Genomic DNA, 17,237 nt, shown 5'->3' on the forward strand with positions numbered 1-17,237 from the left:
TCTACCGAGGGGTGTCGTTGCGGCTTCCCGCCGGGAACGCGCGCACTCCCGTGTCCCCCGGAGCGACGACATGCCCTCGAAAGGGGGATCGGATACGGTCTGACCATGGGCTTCCAGATTTCGAAGGCGGTGATCCCGGCCGCAGGGCTGGGTACCCGCTTCCTCCCCGCGACCAAGGCGATGCCGAAGGAGATGCTCCCCGTCGTCGACAAGCCGGCCATCCAGTACGTGGTGGAAGAGGCTGTCGGTGCCGGGCTGACCGACGTGCTGATGATCACCGGGCGCAACAAGAACGCGCTCGAGAACCACTTCGACCACGTGTCGGAGCTCGAGGAGACCCTCCGCAAGAAGGGCGACCACGAGAAGCTGCAGAAGGTGAACCAGTCGACGGACCTCGCCGACATGCACTACGTGCGCCAGGGTGACCCGCTCGGCCTCGGCCACGCGGTGCTCCGCGCGAAGATGCACGTCGGCCGCGAGCCGTTCGCCGTGCTCCTCGGTGACGACATCATCGACGCCCGTGACCCGCTGCTCCAGCGCATGATCGAGGTCCAGGGCGAGAAGAACGCCACCATCGTGGCCCTGCTCGAGGTCCCCGAGTCGCAGACGCACCTGTACGGCATCGCCACGGTCGAGCCGACCGAGACCGACGACGTGGTGAAGATCACCGGCCTCGTCGAGAAGCCCCCGCAGGGCGAAGCGCCCTCGAACCTGGCCATCATCGGCCGCTACGTCATCCGTCCCGAGGTCTTCGACGTCCTCGAGAAGCAGGAGCCGGGCAAGGGCGGCGAGATCCAGCTCACCGACGCGCTCATGAAGATGGCGAGCGCGGAAGAGTGGACCGGCGGCGTGTACGGCGTCGTGTTCCGTGGACGCCGGTACGACACCGGTGACAAACTCGACTACATCAAGGCGATCGTGCAGCTCGCCTCGGACCGCGATGACCTCGGCCCCGACCTCAAGTCGTGGCTGAAGGAGTTCAACGCGGGCGAATAGTCGGCCATCCCGCTCGGGTCCGGTGATCACGGACCCGAGCGGGACACCCCGTCCCGCACCGGGGCGGGACCCCGGAGGAACCCAGCGATGACGACGATCCCGACCCTGTCCCACGGGCGGGTCACCATCCGCCCCCTCCGGCTCCGCGACACCCGCGACCTCGACGCGGCACTCGCGACGAACCGCTCGTGGCTCCGCACCTGGGAAGCCACGAACCCCTCCGGACACGTCTCCACCGACGTCCGTGGCAGCATCCGCGCGCTCCAGGCCAACGCCCGCGCGGGACTCGGTCTGCCGTTCGCGATGGAGCTCGACGGCCGCTTCGTCGGGCAGCTCAACGTCTCCGGCATCTCGTACGGCTCGCTCGCGAGCGCCTCGATCGGCTACTGGGTCGTCGAGGACGCCGCCGGCCACAACGTGACGCCGATCTCCGTCGCCCTCGCCGTCGACCACTGCTTCCGGTCGCTCGGCGTGCACCGGATCGAGATCTGCATCCGGCCGGAGAACGCCCCGAGCCTGCGGGTCGTCGAGAAGCTCGGCTTCCGGTACGAGGGGCTCCGTCGCCGGTACATCCACATCAACGGGGACTGGCGCGACCACTTCTGCTTCGCACTGGTGGCCGAAGAAGTCCGCGGTGGCGTCCTCGAGCGCTGGGTCCAGGGGCAGGTGCCCCCGGGCGTGGGGACCGTGCCGCTCGCCGCTCGCGACGAGGCCGCGATGCCGCTGGACACGACGCCGCGCATCTGACGCGCTGCACCTGACGGGCCCGGAGGCGCGGCGCACCTCCCACGGATTCCGCCCCGACACGCGCAACACGCGTCCGGCAATGACGGGGCCGGGGAACCGCCGCCCCTACCGTGTTCGCATGGCAGGAATCGGCTCGTGGGGTGGCGGCATCGTCCTGCTCGTCGCGGCCGTCCTCTGGCTCGTCTACCTGATGCCGTCGTGGGCCGCCCGTCGTCAGTACCTGGCCACCGAGCGGAACGCCATCCGGCTGCAGCAGACCCTCCGGATCCTCGCGCAGACCGCCGAGCTGCCGGACGAGGTCCGCATCGAGATGAACGCGAAGTCCCTGGCCCAGGCGCAGCGCGTCGCCCGGTCCGAAGAGGCCAAGCGCACCGCCATCGTCCGGGCCCACGAGGCCGCGCGGCAGCGTGAGATCACCCGCCGCCTCGCCGAGCAGGCCCCGGTGCTCGAGCGGGCATCCGCCGTGCCGGCCCTGACCGCGATGCGGATGCGCCGTTCCCGGCTCGGAGCGACCCTGTTCGGCACGCTCGGCATCGTCATCGCCCTCGTGGTCTTCATCGCATCGCCGTCGCTCTGGCTCGTCGGTGTCGCCGGCCTCGTCGCCGCCGGTGGGTCCGCAGCGGTCCTGGCCCAGCTGCACCAGGTGGCGACGGCGCGGAAGCAGCGTCTCGCGGCCGCCGAGACGGGCGCGACCCGCGCCTCCCGGCAGTCCACCGCGTGGACCGACCCGGCGCCGCCCCTGTCGACGGAACAGCCCGCTGTGCCCACGCAGGACCGCTCGTGGACCCCGAACCACGTGCCGAAGCCCCTCTACGTGGAGCGACCGGCCGCGCCGGCCGCGTCGCCCGAGTCGTCGGCCGAGCTCGCCGCCCGGTTGAAGGAGCGCGTCGCCGCGGCCAAGGCGGAAGCCGAGGCCGAAGCTGCGGCGATCCGTGCGGGCGAGTCCGACCCGTCGCTCGCCACCGTGTCCCGGATGCGTCCCGAGCTCGAAGAGGCGGCGGCGTCGCTGTCCGCGCACGACCAGGGGCGTCTCGCCGAGCGGCTCGGGCTCCGGGCCCCGGCCGCGTCCGCCGGCCTTGACCCCGGCGCTCCTGCTCCAGCCGCTCCTGCTCCCACCGACGAGCCTGCCGGGCCGCCGAGCAAGTGGGCCGGCATGGGCGTCCTCGACGACGATGCGTACCAGCAGGCCGACCTCGACGCGATCATGCGACGGCGCCGCGCGGTCTGACCCGCGGCACGCCCGACGGGCCACGCGCGATTTCGGCTGGGCCGAACGAGGGTGCTAGTGTGGTCGAGCACTTGGGGCTATGGCGCAGTTGGTAGCGCGTCTCGTTCGCAATGAGAAGGTCAGGGGTTCGAATCCCCTTAGCTCCACCACGTGGCAACCACGAGAACGGCCCGGAACCGACAGGTTCCGGGCCGTTCTGTCGTTGCTGCGCGCGTGCGGCGAGACCTTCCTCCACAGGCCGAGCAACGGGGATCGTTCGACACAGTTCACGCACCGGGGTGGTGTGTTGTCCAACGCATCGCCCTAGACTCCCGGTGCGCCGCACAGGCGTCGCCGGCCCACCGGGCCCGACCAGGGGGAGAGCATGTTCCGTATCAGTCGTCTCGTCGCGACCATCGCGACCACGGTGGTGGTGGCCGCCGGCATCGCGGTCGCCGGACCGTCCTCGGGTGCGTCCGCGGCGGTCACACCGCTGGGTGTCGACATCTCCTGGCCGCAGTGTGGCAGCCAGGTGCCGACCGACCAGGCGTTCGGCATCGTCGGGGTCAACGAGTCCCTCGGCAACACCACGAACCCGTGCCTCGCCGAACAGCTCGACTGGGCATCGAAGTCCGTCGGCGGTTCGGCCCAGCCGAAGACCCAGCTGTACGCGCTGTTCGCCAACCCGGGGCTCCAGGCCTCGGTCTGGCCGACGTCGAACAGCTACCAGGGCACGGTGCCCACCAACCCGTTCGGCACGTGCGTGACCAAGAGCGGCAAGAAGCAGCTCACCCTGGCCTGCTCGTTCATGTACGGCTACGCCCGCGGGTACGACGACGTCCAGAGCCGTGGGGTCCCGACCCCGTCCGCCTACCGCTGGTGGATCGACGTCGAGACGGGTCTGTCGTACCAGCGCGACACCGCGCAGAACCGTGCGGCGATGCAGGGCATGATCGTCGGGCTCAAGACCGCCGGCGTGAAGCGGATCGGCCTGTACTCGACCGGGTCACAGTGGAAGACCATCGCCGGCACCGTCAAGGCGAACAGCCCGCTGTACGGCCGCTCGAACTGGATCGCGCTCGGCAAGAGCACGGTGACGAAGGCGCGGAAGGCCTGCTCCGGCACGCCGCTTCCCGGCGGCACCATCGCCATGGTCCAGGTCGAGGTGCCCTACGGCTCCGGCACCATCGACCGCAACGTCTCCTGCACCTGATCGACCTGACCTGACCTGACCTGACCGACGGACGGGAGGCCCGGTGCCAGCTGGCACCGGGCCTCCCGTCCGTCCGAGGGTCGCGTCAGACCCGTCGCCACCGCCCGATCGTCAGCCCGCGATGCTCTCGGTCAGCACGCCGGACTGCGCGAAGGTGGTGTGGATCGCGTTCGCGGCCTGCTCGAAGGCGCGGTTGCCGCGCGAGACGCCGAGCGCGCCGCCCTTGATCGCGGACTTGCCGGATCCGCGCAGCAGTCGGGCGACGGTGCGGCCGTCCGGGGCGATCATGATCTGCACGTCCAGGCGGGTGTGGAACGTGCGGTCGTTCGCCATGCCGCCGATGAGCAGCGTCAGGCCGAGGCTGCCGCGGGTCGCGCGGAGCGCACCCTGTTCGGCGTCGTCGACGGTGTAGCCCTCGTGGGCGAGCGCGTCGCGCACCTGGGCACGGGCGGTCTCGGGGTCGGTGGCGACGAAGAAGTCGTGGCTCTCGGGCATGTGTGTGTTCCTTCCGAACGGGTCCGCTGGGACACGGAGGACGCTCGTCCCCGGAGATGATCATGCCGTGTCGGAACGACGGAGGTGTCGCTTACGCTGGTCGTGTCATGACTGCCTCGATGAACCGCCGCGCACTCCTGTCCCTCGCCGGCGTCGCCGGGATCGGTTTCGCCGTTGCGGCGTGCTCCTCCGGCAGCGACAAGGGCGGCGACGGCGGCAGCGGCCGGGGCAGCTCCGGCGGCGGGGGCGGGACGACGTCCACCCCCGCGACGAAGCCCGTCGCGAAGGCCCTCGCCCCGGCGCAGGTCCCGCTCGCCGGTGGCGTCACGGTCACCGTCACGGGGACCGGGCTCGCCGCGGTCAAGGGCGTCACCGTCGGTGGTGTCGCTGCGCGCGACGTCGAGGCGACCGCGTCGAAGGTGACCTTCACGGCCCCGCACCAGGCGATGTACACCGCCGGTGACGCCGACGTCGCGCTCTTCACGTCGGCGATCGAGCCGAGCCCGTCCGCCAACCAGTCCTCGGACGGCAACGGCAGCGCCGCGAACGACGGGCAGAGCGGCGCCACCCAGGACACCGCGACCACCACGCCCACACCGACCGCAGCCGCCACACCGGACGCGGGCAGTGCCATCGCGACGACGACCCTCGCGTACGCCGCACTGACCGACGTCGACCGGCAGCTCGCCTACGCGATGCGGTACTGGAAGGACTACAACCTCGCCGAGTACGGCACCATGAACCCGATCGGCGGCGACTGCGCGAACTACGTCAACCAGACGCTCATCGCCCGCGGCTGGAAGCAGCGGTCCGACTGGTACAACCGCGCGGCCGGCGCCGAGCACAGTGCGACGTGGACCTACTGCCCCACCATGGACCCGTGGCTCGAGACCAACGCGGCCGAGTTCGGGCTCACCCGGCGCTCGTCGGACGAGCGCGACAAGGTGCAGGTCGGCGACATCGTGTTCTTCGACTGGAACGCCAACGGCTCACCGGACCACACCACCATCGTGTCCGAGGTCTTCACCGAGTCCGACGGCACCATCCGCATCAAGTCGGCGAGCCACAACCAGGACGGCCCGTACCGCGACCTCGACGAGATGATCACGGTGCAGCACCCCGGTGGGACGGCCTGGTTCCACACGTTCGACGCGTAGCGCTGTCGCGGCCCGCAAGACACCGGTGTTCGCGTGTCGCACCGCGGTCTGCGCGTGTTCAACCGGCGAACACCGGTGTCTTGCAGAGCCGACGGACAGCGCCGCTCAGGGGTACCCGAGGAACCAGAGCAGCACGATCGCGATCGACTGCAGGCCCACCCCGACGACGAGCCACGTCACCGCCCGCCGCCGCGTCCCCACGAACACGTCCGACCCGAGCAGCGGCGCCATCGGCATGAGCAACCGCGGCAACGACTGCTGCGGCAGGAACACGGCCACCAGGTACAGCCCGTACGAGGCCGTGAACGCGAGCACGTCGGTGCCCAGGGCCCGGGTGCTCCTGCGCGAGGAGAACCACACGGCGCCGGCGAGCACCACCACGACGAGCCCGATGCCGAGCGGCCCGAGCCACGTCGACGCCATGATGAACCACGGTGTCAGCGGCGCGAAGTGCTGCCGGCCGACGAACCCCACCCACCACGACAACTCGGTGTCCAGGTAGGCGTCCGGCCGCCCCGTCACGGCGGTCGCGATGACGGGCCACGCGAGTCCCGCAGCCGCGACGACCAGACCGGTCACCACGATCGCGATCCGATCGCGCCACGGGAACACCTCGGCTGCTCGCCCGGACCGGCGCGCTCCGACCCACCGAACCACCAGGTGCACGGCCAGTGCCAGTGCCAGCGCCAGGACCCCGGGCTTCGTGAACGCGGCCACGACACCGAGCGGTGCGATCAGCCAGTACCGTCGCCGCACCAGGGCCAGCAGTGCGCCGAACAGCAGCACGAGCAGCAGGCTCTCGGCGTAGGCGACCTGCAGCAGGAAGCCCGTCGGCGCGAACGCGAACAGCGCGGTCGCCCAGCGGGCACGGTGTGCGCTGCCGACGGCGAGCACCAGCCGGTACAGCAGCACGCACGCGCCGGCTCCGGCGATCGAGGCGACGACGACTCCGGAGACCCAGAACGAGGCGCCGGTCAGCGTCATCAGGATCCGCACGACCGTGGGGAACACGGGCAGGAACGCCCACGCGTTCGGCAGGACGTGCCCGGCGTCGTCGACGGGCAGCGTCGCCGGGTACCCGTGCTCGGCGATGGTCCGGTAGAACGAGGCGTCCCACGACCCCGAGAACGTGAAGAACGACGGGTCGCGTCGGTACGAGGCGAACGGCCAGCCGTTCGCGGTCGCCAGCAGGTACACGGTCGCCAGCAGCACGGTGCTCACCACCCGGGAGCCCATCCAGAGCAGCAGCGGCGCGGTCCACGCGCTGTGCCGTCCGGTCAGCAGGTTGCGGAACCCCCGCCTGGAGGCCCGGCTCGCTTCCGCCACGTTCGTCACCCGCCCGATCCTCCCAGACCGTGGGCCGCGCCCCGCATCGCGGGTCGCCGCCCGCCCGGCGCGAGGCGACCCGTGTGCGTCGTGAGCAGCGGTGGTCGGGTCCGTCTGCCGGAGGTGACCACCGCTGCTCACGGGGTGCGGGTCTCCCGGCTAGCGCCCCGTGACCGCGCGACGGATCTGCTCGATCGGGACCTTCGGGGAACGGTCTGCGTTGAGCAGGCCGTTCGTCTCCTGCATGGTGTCGGTGAGCTGCGTCCAGCAGGACCCGGCGAGGAACGAGCTCGCACGGACCGCGTCGTACAGCGCGGTGATGCGGGCGACCCAGTCGTCGCCGTCCGTGGCCGACGTGTACCCCCAGCCGTCCTCGCGCTGGACGCCCGGCTGGTAGTTCACGCCGCCGAACTCGGTGAGCATGACCGGCTGGCCGAGGTCCTCGGCGCCCCCGACCAGGATGCGGCGGTCCGCCGGGCCGATCCCACCGAGCAGCCGGGTCCGTGCGGTCTCGTCCGCGTAGGTCGCTGCGAGCCGGGGTCCGTCACCCTCGTAGTCGTGGATCGTGACGATGTCGGAGTTCGTGTGCTCCCACCCGTCGTTCGAGATCACCGGACGCGTCGGGTCGAGTGCCCGCGTGACGTCGGCGAGGGCCCGTGCGTAGGCCTGCTGGGCCGGGTCGGTGGCGATGTGCTGCACACCCCAGCTCTCGTTGACGGGCACCCACGTGACGATCGACGGGTGCGAGGCGTCACGCTCGACGGCGTCCATCCACTCGCGCACCAGACGCTGCACGGCACGGGGGGAGAACGCGTAGGCGCCGGGGGCCTCGCCCCACACCATGAGTCCGAGTCGGTCGGCCCAGTACAGGAACCGCGGGTCCTCGATCTTCTGGTGGTTGCGGGCTGCGTTGAAGCCGAGCTCCTTGATGAGTTCGACCTCGCGGCGGAGTGCCCGGCGGGACGGGGCGGCGATGTGCGACTCGGGCCAGTAGCCCTGGTTCAGGACGCTGCGGACCTCGTGGCGTCGGCCGTTGAGCAGGAACGCGCCGCCGTCGACCCCGACCGTCCGGATCCCGAAGTAGCTGGCGACCGCTTCGATCGGCGTCGCGCCGGTACGCGGCAGCAGCGAGACCGTCGCGTCGACCAGGCGTGGGGCGTCCGGGGTCCAGTGCAGCTCGTCCTCGGCCTGCCCGTTCGTCTGCCGCGCGATCGGGACGACCACGTCGAACTCGTCCCCGGTCTCGCCGACGGTGGTCTCGATCGTGGCGAGGTGCTCGTCGCGGTCGTCCCAGCGGGCCTCGACGCGCAGGCGCTCGCCGCCGGTGCGGTGCCCGTCGAGCCGGACCGTCAGGCGCATGGTCGCGTGGTCGACGTTCGTCCAGCGCAGGGACGCGATCGAGACGGTCGGCACGGCCTCGAGCCAGACCGTCTGCCAGATCCCGGTGGTGCGGCGGTACCAGATCGCGTGCGGGTCCTCGTGCCAGTCCTGCTTGCCGCGCGGCTGGGTCAGGTCGTGCGGGTCGTCCTCGGCGCGGACCACCAGGGTGTGCACGGCGTCGGGGTCCGTGACCAGCGCCTCGGTCACGTCGAAGGAGAACGGCGTGTGGCCGCCCTCGTGCTCGCCGATGAACTGCCCGTCGACCCAGACGCGGGCACGGTGGTCGACGGCACCGAAGTGCAGCACGAGTCGAGGCGCGCCGGTGCCGAACCCGGCGGCGTCGAGCTCCGAGCGGGTGATCGCACGGGAGTACCAGACCACCGGGTGGAATCCGGGCTCGTCGATGCCCGAGGCCGGGGACTCGGGCGGGAACGGGACGACGATGTCCCGGGCGTCGGTGAAGCCGGTGCGCCAGGCGTCGTCGTCGCCGTCGTTCCGGAACGACCACGTGCCGTCGAGGTCGGCCCAGGCGGTGCGGAGCATCTGCGGCCGGGGGTACGTGCCGTCCTGCCGCGAAGCGAGGGGGAGGCCGGGGGCGGAAGCGGAGTCAGGTGCGGCCACGGTGCCGTCGAGCGTGCTCATACCTCCATGTTCCCGGTTCGGTACATCGTTGTAAAGGGCATGCCGCCCGCCGTCGCGCCGAGGACTCGGCACCTCGCCAGCCCCCGGCGCGTAGGTTCCGCTGCATGAGCGACGGAGCACCCAGCGCCCCCGACACCACCGCCCCCGACACCCGCACGCCGAGCGACCACGACCTCGAGTCCTGGATCGCCGACCGTCGCTGGTACGCCTCGAAGGGGGCTGTGCCGCGTCTCCGCACCATCTCGACCGACGACGGGACCCGCCTGGTGCTCGACGAGGCCCCCGCGGTCCCCGTGCTCTACCAGGCACCGATCACGAGCGGTCCCGACGGCACGGTCGTCGACGCCACCACCGACCTCGCGTGGGTGTCGGCGCTCGCCGCACGCATCGACGCGGCGCCGGAGTGCCTCAGCCCGATCGGCCGGGTCACCGCGGCCCGCGTCCTGACGGGCGAGCAGTCCAACACCTCGGTCATCTGCGACACGGAGTCCGGCGATCGCGTCATCATCAAGGTATTCCGCGTGCTGCACCACGGCGACAACCCCGACGTGACCACGCAGCTCGCGCTCACGGCGGCGGGCAGCACGCGCGTGCCGCGGGTCTACGGCGCCCTCCGCGCCGACTGGCCCGACGTCGGACGCCCGGACGGCACGGCGACGGGGCACCTCGCCTTCGCCCAGGAGTTCCTGCCCGGGCTCGACGACGCCTGGCGCGTCGCCCTGCGGGAAGCCCAGGCCGGCACGCCGTTCGGGGACCGAGCCGAGCAGCTCGGCACCGCGCTCGCCGACGTGCACCGCACCCTGGCCGGAGCGCTGCCGACCGAGCCGGCTGACGCGTCGCGACGCGCCACCGCAGTCGCCACGATGCACGCCCGACTCGACACCGCCGCCCGCGAGGCCCCGGCCGTCGCCGACCATGCCGACGCGATCCGTGCGGTCTACGCCCGGGCGGCCGACGCGATCTGGCCGGACCTGCAGCGCATCCACGGCGACCTGCACCTCGGGCAGGTCCTGGCGGCTCCGGATCCCCGCGGGTGGGTCTTCCTCGACTTCGAGGGCGAACCGCTCCGCCCCCTCGACGAACGGTCGCTGCCGGACGTCACCCTGCGCGACGTCGCGGGCATGCTCCGCTCGTTCGACTACGTCGCCGGTGCCCTGGCGCACGACGCCGAGCCGGTCGACGCGTCAGCCTGGGCAGCCGAGGCGCGAGCGCGCTTCCTCGACGGCTACCAGCGCGGCACCGGCGCGGACCTCGCCGGCCACAGTGCGCTGCTCGACGCCTTCGAGCTCGACAAGGCGGTCTACGAGGTCGTCTACGAGACCCGCAACCGACCCGACTGGTTCGGCATCCCGCTGGCGGCCGTCGCGCGCCTGGTCGGCGACAGCGGGTCCTGACCGCGACCCACGAACGAACAGGAGGCCCGTGGCGACACCGCCACGGGCCTCCTGTCCGTCACCGGGTGACGCCCGTCTAGTTGACGGGTCCCGTGTACTTCTCGCCCGGCCCGGCGCCGATCGCGTCCGGGATCGCCGACGCCTCGCGGAAGGCGAGCTGCAGCGACCGCAGCCCGTCGCGGAGCGGGCGGGCGTGGTGGTCGCCGATCTCGGTCGCGGCGGCGGTGACCAGACCGGCCAGCGCGGTGATGAGCTTCCGTGCCTCGTCCAGGTCGGTCTGCTGCTGCGGGTCGTCGGCCAGGCCGACCTTCACGGCCGCGGCACTGAGCAGGTGCACCGCAACGGTGTTGATGAGTTCGACCGCCGGCACCTCCGCGATGTCCCTGGCGGCGTCGATGCCGGTGTCGTCGATCGGGGTGTCGCTCACGGTGCTCCTCTGCTAGGCTTGCTCGCGGCAGATGCTGTCCGTGTGCCATCAGTTCTCTTGACATCAGTTCTCCTGACGTCACGAACCCTGACAACTCCCGGACGGTGTCACGAAAGAGGAGTCTCTCCCACCCGCGGCCGCGTTCCACCAGGCTACCGGGTCACCACCGCTCCGCGAGTGCACGTGTTGCGCTCGTCGGTCGGATCCCACGGATCCGATGCAGGGCGGCTGCCGAACGGGTCGACATCCCGTGCGTCAGATCTCCTCTCTCGTGCTGTCGTCCAGGGCAAACGCCCCGGACGGCCACCACCTGATTGAAGGAGCTCCGCATCACCGATCCCCGTACCAACGACCGAATCCGCGTTCCCGAAGTCCGACTCGTCGGTCCGCAGGGTGAGCAGGTCGGCGTTGTCCCGATCGCCATGGCCCTGCGTCTCGCGCAGGAAGCCGAACTGGATCTGGTCGAGGTCGCGCCGAACTCGAAGCCGCCCGTGGCCAAGATCATGGACTACGGCAAGTTCAAGTACGAAGCCGCTCAGAAGGCCAAGGAAGCCCGTCGCAACCAGGTGAACACGGACCTGAAAGAGGTCCGTTTCCGCCTGAAGATCGACGTGCACGACTACGAGACGAAGCGCAAGCGCGCCGAGGGGTTCCTCCTCGGTGGCGACAAGGTGAAGGCGATGATCCTCTTCCGTGGCCGCGAGCAGTCGCGTCCGGAGCAGGGTGTCCGTCTCCTCCACAAGTTCGCGGAAGAGATCGCCGAGTTCGGCGTCGTCGAGTCGCGTCCGACCCAGGACGGCCGCAACATGACGATGATCATCGCCCCGCTCAAGAACAAGTCCGACGTCAAGGGCGAGCAGAACGCCAAGCGTGCTGCACAGAAGGCCGAGCGTCGTGCCACCGAGCACGCCGCGAAGGGCAAGGACGAGGCCGAGGCCGGTTCCACGTCCGAGGCAGCTGCGGAATCCACGGACTCCGCGGCCGAATAGGTCCCCGGACCGAACCCGCAACGACGCGGCCCCCCATCCATCCCACGGAAAGGCACCACCATGCCCAAGCAGAAGACCCACTCCGGGTCGAAGAAGCGCTTCAAGGTCACCGGTACCGGCAAGATCATGAAGCAGCAGGCCGGTATGCGTCACAACCTCGAGGTCAAGAGCTCCAAGCGCAAGGCCCGCCTGAACGAGGACCAGGTCCTCTCCAAGGGTGACGCGAAGAACGTCAAGAAGCTCCTCGGCCACTGAGCCCCGCAGATCGTAAAGGAATAGTGCAATGGCACGAGTAAAGAGAGCGGTCAACGCCGCCAAGAAGCGCCGCGTCATCCTCGAACGCGCCGAGGGCTACCGCGGCCAGCGTTCGCGTCTGTACCGCAAGGCCAAGGAGCAGGTCACCCACTCCCTCGTCTACGCGTACCGCGACCGTCACGCGAAGAAGGGCGAGTTCCGTCGCCTCTGGATCCAGCGCATCAACGCTGCGTCCCGTGCGAACGGCCTGACCTACAACCGCCTCATCCAGGGTCTCAACCTGGCTGGCGTCGAGGTCGACCGTCGCATCCTCGCCGACCTCGCGGTGAACAACCCCGAGACCTTCACCGCGCTCGTCGAGACCGCGAAGAAGGCCCTCCCGGCCGACACCTCGGCCCCGAAGGCTGCGTAGTCAGTTCTTCTGCTCGCGAAACCCCCGCCGCACGGCGGGGGTTTCGTCGTTCCTAGACTTGGGTCGTGAGCGATCTCCTCGAGAACCCCCGTGCCGGACGCGTGAAGGCCGTTGCGGCCCTGGCCAAGAAGGACGTCCGGGCCGAGACCGGCCTGTTCCTGCTGGAAGGACCCCAAGCGGTCCGCGAAGCGCTGGAGTACGCGCCGGAGCTCCTGCGCGAGCTGTACGTGACCCCCACCGCCGCAGCCCGCTACGGGCTGGACGACGCGCCGGTGGACACGTGGTTCGTGACCGAGCAGGTGCTCGACGCGATGGCGGACACCGTCACCCCGCAGGGCGTGGTCGCGGTGTGCCAGCAGTTCCCGACGTCGGTGAAGGACGTCTTCCCGGACCGCGCTGCGGCTGCCGCCGACGCGGAGGCCCGTGATGCGTCCGACGAGCAGGCCGCGTTGCCCGGACTGGTCGCCATCCTCGAAGAGGTGCGGGACCCGGGGAACGCCGGCACGATCATCCGCGCCGCTGACGCGGCCGGAGCCGATGCGGTGGTGCTGACCGGCCGGTCGGTGGACCCGTACAACCCGAAGGTCGTCCGGTCGACGACCGGGTCCCTGTTCCACGTGCCGGTGTCGGTGGGTGTCACGCTGGCGGACACGATCGAGCGGGCGAAGGCCCTCGGCTACACGGTGCTCGCCGCCGACGTCTCCGGCGACGACCTGCCGGTGGTGCGCGCCGAGGGGATGCTCGACGGTCCGACCGCGTGGGTCTTCGGCAACGAGGCACGCGGGCTCACCGCCGACGACCTGGCGCTCGTCGACCGGGCAGTCAAGGTGCCGATCTACGGGCAGGCGGAGTCGATGAACCTCGCCACGGCGGCGTCGGTGTGCCTGTACGAGTCGGCCTTCGCGCTCCGGAGCTGACGCTTCTCCACAGACCGGTCGTCGGCGTCGGCCATCCACCGTCCGCTCGGTGCAGGTGGGTGGTATCCCGACGGCCGGTAGGCTTGGGTCTCGTGTCAGAACCTCTCGAGATCAGCGAATCGGCCGTCGCCGACGCGGTGGACGCGGCCCTCGCCGCCGTCCGTGCCACGACGACGGTCGCCGAACTGAAGCAGGCCAGGGCCGAGCACACCGGTGAGCAGTCACCGTTGGCGCGGATGAACGCATCGATGCGCAGTGTGCCGCCGGAACAGAAGGCCGCGGCGGGCAAGCTCGTCGGGCAGGCCCGTGGGCGGGTGAACGCGGCGATCGCCGAGCAGGAATCCGTCCTCGCGGTGGCCGAGGAACGCGCACGGCTCGAAGCCGAACGCGTCGACGTCACCGCGTTGCCGACCCACCGCGCCACCGGCTCCCGCCACCCGCTCTCGCTGCTGAACGAAGCCGTCGCCGACATCTTCGTCGGCATGGGGTGGGAAGTCGCAGAAGGCCCGGAGCTCGAGCACGAGTGGTTCAACTTCGACGCGCTGAACTTCGACCAGGACCACCCGGCCCGGGCCATGGCGGACACGATCTTCGTCGAGCCCGTCGACCGGCACCTGGTCATGCGGACCCACACCTCGCCGGTGCAGGTGCGGTCGCTGCTGTCGCGTGACCTCCCGCTGTACGTCATCGCGCCCGGACGCGTTTACCGTGCCGACGAGCTCGACGCCACGCACCTGCCGGTCTTCACCCAGGTCGAGGGCATCGCGATCGACAAGGGCCTGACGATGGCGCACCTGCGCGGCACGCTCGAGCACTTCGCCCGGCAGATGTTCGGCGCCGAGGCGCAGATCCGCCTCCGCCCGAACTACTTCCCGTTCACCGAGCCCAGTGCCGAGATGGACGTCTGGCAGCCGAACGCCAAGGGTGGCGCACGGTGGGTCGAGTGGGGTGGCTGCGGCATGGTCAACCCCAACGTCCTGCGTGCCGCCGGGATCGACCCGGACGAGTACCAGGGCTTCGCGTTCGGCATGGGCATCGAGCGGACGCTGCAGTTCCGCAACGGCCTGAACGACATGCGTGACTTCCTCGAGGGCGACATCCGCTTCTCGCAGCAGTTCGGAACGGTGGTCTGATGCGCGTCCCACTCCGTTGGCTCGGTGAGTCCGTCGACCTCCCCGACGACGTCACCCTCGAGCACGTCCACGCGGCGCTCGTGTCGGTCGGCTTCGAGGAAGAAGACGTCCACACCTTCGACCTGACCGGCCCCGTCGTGGTCGGTCGGGTGCTCGAGCGCCTCCCCGAGCCGCAGAAGAACGGCAAGACCATCAACTGGTGCCAGGTGGACGTCGGCGAAGCCGAGCCCCGCGGCATCGTCTGCGGCGCGCACAACTTCGACGTCGGCGACCTCGTCGTCGTCACGCTGCCCGGTGCGGTCCTGCCCGGGCCGTTCCCGATCGCCGCCCGCAAGACCTACGGACACGTGTCCGACGGCATGATCGCCTCGGCGCGCGAGCTCGGGCTCGGCGACGAGCACGACGGCATCCTGCGCTTCGCCGACCTCGGCATGGAGCCAACCGTGGGCGCCGACGCGATCGCGCTCCTCGGCCTCGACGACGCCGCGGTCGAGATCAACGTCACGCCCGACCGTGGGTACGTGCTGAGCATGCGCGGGGTCGCTCGTGAGTACGCGCACGCCACCGGAGCCAGCTTCCACGACCCCGTCGAGCGCATCGCGCCGCGTGCGGCCGAGGGCTTCCGGGTCACGATCGACGACCAGGCTCCGGTCCGGGGTCGGGTCGGCGCCTCCACGTTCGTCACGCGCGTCGTGCGCGGGATCGACCCGGCAGCGAAGACACCCTCCTGGATGGTGTCGCGTCTGTCGCTGGCCGGGGTGCGTTCGATCTCCCTGCCCGTCGACATCACGAACTACGTCATGTTCGAGCTCGGCCAACCGCTGCACGGCTACGACCTGCAGACGATCGCGGGGGGCCTCGGCGTCCGCCGGGCGAACGCCGCTGAGACGCTCGAGACTCTCGACGGCACCGTCCGGGAGCTCGACCCCGAAGACCTCGTGATCACCGACGACGACGGTCCCGTCGGGCTCGCCGGCGTCATGGGCGGGGCCCGCACCGAGATCTCGGCGAGCACGACGGACATCCTGATCGAGGCCGCCGGGTTCGACCAGGTCTCGATCGCCCGCACCGCTCGTCGGCACAAGCTGCCCAGTGAGGCATCCCGTCGCTTCGAGCGCGGGGTCGACCCGCGGGTGGCCGAGGCCGCGGCGAACCGCGCCGTCGAGCTCCTCGTCGAGCTCGCCGGCGGCACCGCCGACCCCCTCGGGTCCACGCTCGTCGACAGCGACCCGCGGCCGACCGTCACGATGCGGGTCTCCCGTCCGGCCGAGCTCGTCGGCGTCGACTACACCGACGCCGAGGTCATCGAGACGCTCCGTGCGATCGGCGCCACGGTCGAGTCCGACGGCGAGCAGCTCGCGGTCACCCCGCCCACGTGGCGCCCTGACCTGACCGACGACACCACGCTGGTCGAAGAGGTCGCACGCGTCGTCGGCTACGACCGCATCCCGAGCGTCCTGCCCGTCGCCCCGCCCGGCCGGGGGCTGACCCGGCACCAGCAGGCACGTCGTCGGGTGGCCTCGGCGCTGGCCGCGGCGGGCCTGACGGAGGTCGTCACGGCCCCGTTCGTGTCGGCCGCCACGCAGGACGCCTACCCGGGGATCGACCCGCAGGGCGGACCGAGCGTCGTGCTCGCCAACGCCCTGGACAGCGAGCAGAACCTGCTGCGCCGCAGCGGCGTCCCGGCCCTGGTCGACGCCGCCCGCCGCAACGTCTCGCGCGGGCTCGTCGACGTCGCCCTGTACGAGACGTCCCGGGTGTTCCTGCCGGTGACGGGCGTGACGCTCGGCACCGACGAGGTCCCGGCGGGCGCGGCCCGGCCCGACCGTGCGACGCTCGAAGCACTGGACGCCTCGCTGCCGGCCCAGCCCTTCCACGTCGCCGCCCTGCTCACCGGCCACCGGGTCGTCAAGCAGCCCGGCGCCACCGCGGAACCGTTCGGCATCGCCGACGCCATCGACACCGCCCGCCAGGTCGCGTGGGCCGTCGGTGTGGAACTGACCGTCGCGCAGACCACCCACCCGTCGCTGCACCCGGGTCGCGCCGCGTCCCTGCTCGTCGACGGCACGGTCGTCGGCGTCGCCGGGGAACTCCTGCCCGGACTGGCCGAGGCCGCCGTCCTGCCCCGCGTGGTGGCGGTCGTCGAGCTCGACCTCGACGCGCTCGTCGCCGCAGCCCCGGAACTCGTCGCGGTCGCGCCGATCGTCTCCTACCCGGCAGCCACGCAGGACCTCTCCCTGGTCGTCGACGCCGGGGTACCGGCCGGCGAGGTGCTGGATGCGGTGCGCTCTGGCGCCGGAGACCTGTTGGAGTATGCTCGGCTCGTGGATGACTACCGGGGCTCCGGCGTGGACGAGGGACAGAAGTCCCTGACGTTCGCCTTGCGCTTCCGTGCCACGGACCGCACGCTGACCGCTGCCGAGGCCACCGAGGCCCGTGACGGCGCTGTCCGACGTGCCGGCGAGCGATTCGGGGCGACCCTGCGCGACTGACCCACACGGGATCAGCACCGCCCGGGGTCGCCGCCTCCGACTCTCTCGACGACCA

At 71.1% G+C, this 17,237-nt stretch carries 16 protein-coding genes and 1 tRNA gene; 13 read left to right on the plus strand and 4 right to left on the minus strand.

Going from position 1 to position 17,237, the window contains the following annotated elements:
* Positions 1–105: 105 nt before the first annotated feature.
* From galU to QRN30_RS13185, 5 genes are all read left to right on the plus strand, one after another.
* On the plus strand, positions 106–996 hold the full coding sequence (gene galU / locus QRN30_RS13165; RefSeq protein WP_017887987.1) for a UTP--glucose-1-phosphate uridylyltransferase GalU: 891 nt from the start codon (positions 106–108) through the stop codon (positions 994–996).
* 87 nt (positions 997–1,083) lie between these two features.
* Entirely contained in the window at positions 1,084–1,743 is a 660-nt protein-coding gene (locus QRN30_RS13170; RefSeq protein ID WP_017887986.1) for a GNAT family N-acetyltransferase, read from the plus strand.
* 118 nt (positions 1,744–1,861) lie between these two features.
* Positions 1,862–2,971, plus strand: a complete 1,110-nt coding sequence (locus QRN30_RS13175; RefSeq protein WP_071250342.1) for a hypothetical protein — start codon at positions 1,862–1,864, stop codon at positions 2,969–2,971.
* 73 nt (positions 2,972–3,044) lie between these two features.
* Positions 3,045–3,120: transfer RNA gene (locus QRN30_RS13180), tRNA-Ala, on the plus strand.
* 215 nt (positions 3,121–3,335) lie between these two features.
* Positions 3,336–4,163 carry a glycoside hydrolase family 25 domain-containing protein gene (locus QRN30_RS13185; protein ID WP_056071707.1) on the plus strand — a complete coding sequence of 276 codons (828 nt, stop codon included), beginning with the start codon at positions 3,336–3,338 and terminating at the stop codon, positions 4,161–4,163.
* Between the two features lie 111 nt (positions 4,164–4,274).
* On the opposite strand, the gene QRN30_RS13190 is transcribed toward QRN30_RS13185, so the two are convergent.
* The gene (locus tag QRN30_RS13190; protein WP_017887983.1) at positions 4,275–4,658 is read right to left on the minus strand and encodes a hypothetical protein; all 384 of its coding nucleotides are present in this window, start codon (positions 4,656–4,658) and stop codon (positions 4,275–4,277) included.
* Between the two features lie 107 nt (positions 4,659–4,765).
* Between QRN30_RS13190 and QRN30_RS13195 the strand changes: the two genes are divergently transcribed.
* Positions 4,766–5,815: an amidase domain-containing protein gene (locus QRN30_RS13195; protein ID WP_071250345.1), complete on the plus strand. Its 1,050-nt coding sequence runs from the start codon at positions 4,766–4,768 to the stop codon at positions 5,813–5,815.
* Between the two features lie 105 nt (positions 5,816–5,920).
* Here the strand turns inward: QRN30_RS13195 and QRN30_RS13200 are convergent, their stop codons facing one another.
* Complete coding sequence (locus QRN30_RS13200) at positions 5,921–7,150, minus strand: putative hexosyltransferase (RefSeq protein WP_284761193.1); 1,230 nt, start codon at positions 7,148–7,150, stop codon at positions 5,921–5,923.
* Between the two features lie 150 nt (positions 7,151–7,300).
* The gene (locus tag QRN30_RS13205) at positions 7,301–9,163 is read right to left on the minus strand and encodes a glycoside hydrolase family 2 protein (RefSeq protein WP_284761194.1); all 1,863 of its coding nucleotides are present in this window, start codon (positions 9,161–9,163) and stop codon (positions 7,301–7,303) included.
* A gap of 104 nt (positions 9,164–9,267) precedes the next feature.
* On the opposite strand from QRN30_RS13205, the gene QRN30_RS13210 reads away from it, so the two are divergent.
* The gene (locus tag QRN30_RS13210; RefSeq protein WP_284761195.1) at positions 9,268–10,557 is read left to right on the plus strand and encodes a phosphotransferase; all 1,290 of its coding nucleotides are present in this window, start codon (positions 9,268–9,270) and stop codon (positions 10,555–10,557) included.
* 76 nt (positions 10,558–10,633) lie between these two features.
* On the opposite strand, the gene QRN30_RS13215 is transcribed toward QRN30_RS13210, so the two are convergent.
* Complete coding sequence (locus QRN30_RS13215; RefSeq protein WP_017887978.1) at positions 10,634–10,984, minus strand: DUF1844 domain-containing protein; 351 nt, start codon at positions 10,982–10,984, stop codon at positions 10,634–10,636.
* A 314-nt stretch (positions 10,985–11,298) separates the two neighbouring features.
* Here QRN30_RS13215 and infC point away from each other — a divergent pair, with 314 nt between their 5' ends.
* From infC to pheT, 6 genes are all read left to right on the plus strand, one after another.
* Positions 11,299–11,973 carry a translation initiation factor IF-3 gene (infC, locus tag QRN30_RS13220; RefSeq protein ID WP_017887977.1) on the plus strand — a complete coding sequence of 225 codons (675 nt, stop codon included), beginning with the start codon at positions 11,299–11,301 and terminating at the stop codon, positions 11,971–11,973.
* 60 nt (positions 11,974–12,033) lie between these two features.
* The gene (gene rpmI / locus QRN30_RS13225) at positions 12,034–12,228 is read left to right on the plus strand and encodes a 50S ribosomal protein L35 (RefSeq protein ID WP_017887976.1); all 195 of its coding nucleotides are present in this window, start codon (positions 12,034–12,036) and stop codon (positions 12,226–12,228) included.
* Positions 12,229–12,256: 28 nt separating this feature from the next.
* On the plus strand, positions 12,257–12,640 hold the full coding sequence (gene rplT / locus QRN30_RS13230; RefSeq protein WP_017887975.1) for a 50S ribosomal protein L20: 384 nt from the start codon (positions 12,257–12,259) through the stop codon (positions 12,638–12,640).
* A 65-nt stretch (positions 12,641–12,705) separates the two neighbouring features.
* Positions 12,706–13,557, plus strand: coding sequence for a TrmH family RNA methyltransferase (locus tag QRN30_RS13235; RefSeq protein ID WP_027466551.1), 852 nt, complete (start codon positions 12,706–12,708; stop codon positions 13,555–13,557).
* 92 nt (positions 13,558–13,649) lie between these two features.
* Positions 13,650–14,690, plus strand: a complete 1,041-nt coding sequence (gene pheS / locus QRN30_RS13240; RefSeq protein ID WP_042540039.1) for a phenylalanine--tRNA ligase subunit alpha — start codon at positions 13,650–13,652, stop codon at positions 14,688–14,690.
* Entirely contained in the window at positions 14,690–17,182 is a 2,493-nt protein-coding gene (gene pheT, locus QRN30_RS13245) for a phenylalanine--tRNA ligase subunit beta (protein ID WP_284761196.1), read from the plus strand. Before pheS ends, pheT begins: the two co-directional genes overlap by 1 nt.
* Positions 17,183–17,237: the final 55 nt, after the last annotated feature.

This window comes from Curtobacterium sp. MEB011 (assembly GCF_030209655.1).
Lineage (GTDB): Bacteria > Actinomycetota > Actinomycetes > Actinomycetales > Microbacteriaceae > Curtobacterium > Curtobacterium poinsettiae.